Below are 3,043 nucleotides of genomic sequence, written 5' to 3'. Positions count from 1 at the left end.
TCTTCTTATGATAAAAAGCACGCTTTACAAGAAGCGATTCAAGAGTTTGGTAAAATTATCAAATCTATCTTTATTCTGAATTATATTGACAGCGTTGAGTTGCGCCAATCAATTGAAAAGCAGTTAAATAAAGGGAAACTATCCAATAAATTCTCTAAAGCTGTATCGTTTGCGCCAAATCAGGAGGTTAATGAAGCTGAAAGAGAAGACCAAGAAAAAACTGCTATTTGCAAAATGATCATTCAAAATGCCATCATATTGGCCTATTGCTCCGGAACTTGCGCTGTGGGTCAGTCTGGGTTAATTTCATACAGGAAAGTCCCCAATAACATCATCATACTTCCCTTGTGCATCTGCTAATGATAACTTTGAGTATATCTCCAAAGACTCTCGTTTTGAGTGACCTGAATACGGTTGAATAAAGGCATCATCAATATTCTGTTTTTTTAACCACGTGAATAAAAAATGCCTAAGCTTATGTGGCGAGATTGAATGTACTAATTTAGCTTCTTCTGTATAACGCATAAACATTCTTCTAATTCCTCGGTCAGAGTAATGCCGATGAAATCCAGACTCAAACAGATAGATACGATTTTCTTTTTTATATTGTTCCATATGAATTACGAGGGCTTCTTTGAACTTTTGTGGGAAAGGCACCATTCGATCTTTTTTGCCCTTGCCTTGATTTATTCTGATACGACATTGATTTAGATCGACGTCGGCTAATTTGATTTTAACCAACTCGCTGACTCGAACACCTGTATATAAAAAGACTTTAGTGATAAGAATATGTTTTGGATCCTTCGTCTCCCATATCACTTGATATATTTTTTTAACTTCATCCTCTGTGGGAACATAAGGAAGACGCTTAGTTTTAGTTGTGACTTCAATGTTTAAATCCTGGCGTACAAATTTAAAGACATCGCGCAAATAATCATAGTTGGGTTGTTGTGGCTTTAAGAGCTTAGCAATTTTAACCGCCATTTTTTTAGCTGATATTTTCTCACTCATGCTGCTACCTCATATTGTATATATGGCAATCTCTTTTCTAAATCTAAAGGAAATAGTCCATAAGGATTAACATGCTCGTATATTAATGGTGTTAAGGCACGTTTATCTTCTTCGGTTAATTTGCCTATTAAATTATGTTCAACCAGAATTTGCTGAATCATTATCGTATTAATATAGACCATTGATAATTGTGTGAGGTGTAGTGATTTAACAGATAGGTTCTGAACCTTTTCATTATTTGAGGTAATTTCACCTGTTTTTCCATAAAAAATATATTTGCTGACACCATTCCAAAGCTCAACAACATTCAAGCCTTCTTGAATTTCCTGACGCATTGACTCATCCATGAGATATTCACATAAGAATATTGTTTTAATAACTCTACCTAATTCTGATAATGCCTTATACGTTGGATGTTTTAAATTGTTTTTAGAAAACCTTTTAAGCACCGACTCCGGGTCAGCATAACCTAGTTTCATAGCAGCAGCATATTTTACCATTTGGCTGTATTGCTCTTTGATCAACTCCCAATTGATAGAGTCACTAAAAATAGCATTAATGTTTGGGTATTTTTGATAATCACCGAGTGCACACTGTGCCAGCTTTTGTTTGTCAATATTGGCGAATCTTGGCATAAGGGGCGCATTCGCGATTTGTGGGTAATTATGAAGCCATTGCCAATCCACCTGCATAAGCCATTCTTTCAATATCTTCCCACCGCCCAGCCTTGTAAAAAGACCGTATGAATAACATATCATTAGCGCTGTCCTCTTTCCAATAAATTGAATTACCTTTCATTTTGAGATTAACAACCCTTCTAACACCGCTCTCAATAGCGCCACTGCCTTGAGGTAAGCCATGATCCTTACATGTTTTATATATCAAACGATCTGCGTTGTTAATAAAGTAACCTTTCTCAGACTTAACCAACTTCCCCTTTTTGTGCTTACTATCCAGCTTGATTTTTGTCATGAATTCGTCAACTTTGCCCGCATGCAAAAGATCCTTACACGACTTTGCCCACTTATTCTGATCACTTTTACTTTTATAAAGCTGCTTAGCCAAAGAATTTAAATGTTCCATTGCATGATAATAGTCAAGCACCTGATACACCTTAGTGTGAGGTGGTAAGGTCATACCCTCAAGCAGTTCATTAATACGCTTCCAAATCCAAGGAGCTCCGTCAGCAACAAAAACAAGATTGTTTACTGTGTTTAAATCAAGCCCAGCTAAGTAGTTTTTGAGTAAATTAAACACCTTCTGAGGGCTACCGATGATGCCATCAATAATTGGTAACTCCTTCTTAATCTTATTGCCTTGCTCATCAACCACATAAATAACAAACAATTTAACTTCTCGCCACTGCCCCTTAAATCTATTACGTTTCTTAGCCGTCTTTGGACCTCGCTTTTTACTCCGTATTCTAATGCGACCGCCATCTATTGATACAACGATTGTGTTGGTGTTTTTAAATCCAGATAAATACTTTTCAGCTGACTGACTTAGGCGTGCTAATTTACTGATATGTTTACTGATCTTAACGATTAACGCCACTGACAAATGGATGTTGATTTTAGCAAGATGCTTTTTGACTTCATCATATGAGCTTAATGCGGCTGAAAGCATCGCAATATAGGTGCTTAAACCATTGGATACAGCATGGTGAATACCCAGCAGTTGCAAGCCTGGTTTACAGCCCGTACCTTTGCCGTTATTTGTTCCTTGGGCGTTCGCGATTTGTGGGTAAATCAGCTGTAGTTTAACTTGAACTGAATGCGATACTTATGTACAAATACTCTATTACCTTTAAAACATAAGCAATTTACGGATGAATTTAGCAGAGCAAAATCTAGAAACGATTCAGAATGAGATATCAAACACAATCGTAGAATTATCTAAAATTAATACCGTTACGGAAAATAAGCTTGATAAAGATCGTATTGAGCATGCACAAGATCTATCAAGCAAACTCTCCGACTTATACGCAGCATTAAGCCATCAAGAGAAAGTGCTCAGTGACTCATTTAAAAAA

5 protein-coding genes are annotated in these 3,043 nt (G+C 36.6%); 2 read left to right on the top strand and 3 right to left on the bottom strand.

Translation table 11 applies throughout. From position 1 onward, the window contains the following. On the top strand, positions 1 to 360 hold a 360-nt coding region (locus ACY10D_RS11945; RefSeq protein WP_487000949.1), incomplete at its 5' end, for a Tn3 family transposase. Here the strand turns inward: ACY10D_RS11945 and ACY10D_RS11940 are convergent. Genes ACY10D_RS11940 through ACY10D_RS11930 form a run of 3 tightly spaced genes read right to left on the bottom strand, consistent with a single transcriptional unit; the run spans position 307 to position 2,694 of the window. Next, positions 307 to 1,011, bottom strand: a complete 705-nt coding sequence (locus ACY10D_RS11940) for a tyrosine-type recombinase/integrase (protein ID WP_487000948.1) — start codon at positions 1,009 to 1,011, stop codon at positions 307 to 309. The two genes, ACY10D_RS11945 and ACY10D_RS11940, sit on opposite strands and share 54 nt — an antisense overlap. Further along, positions 1,008 to 1,703, bottom strand: coding sequence for a Tn3 family transposase (locus ACY10D_RS11935; RefSeq protein WP_487000947.1), 696 nt, complete (start codon positions 1,701 to 1,703; stop codon positions 1,008 to 1,010). The genes ACY10D_RS11940 and ACY10D_RS11935 overlap by 4 nt, the downstream gene beginning before the upstream one ends. After that, entirely contained in the window at positions 1,675 to 2,694 is a 1,020-nt protein-coding gene (locus ACY10D_RS11930; protein ID WP_487000946.1) for a hypothetical protein, read from the bottom strand. The genes ACY10D_RS11935 and ACY10D_RS11930 overlap by 29 nt, the downstream gene beginning before the upstream one ends. Before the next feature lie 145 nt (positions 2,695 to 2,839). Here ACY10D_RS11930 and ACY10D_RS11925 point away from each other — a divergent pair. Then, on the top strand, positions 2,840 to 3,043 hold a 204-nt coding region (locus tag ACY10D_RS11925; protein WP_487000945.1), incomplete at its 3' end, for a hypothetical protein.

The organism is Cysteiniphilum sp. (assembly GCF_057495195.1).
This window is presented reverse-complemented; position numbering and strand designations above follow the sequence as displayed.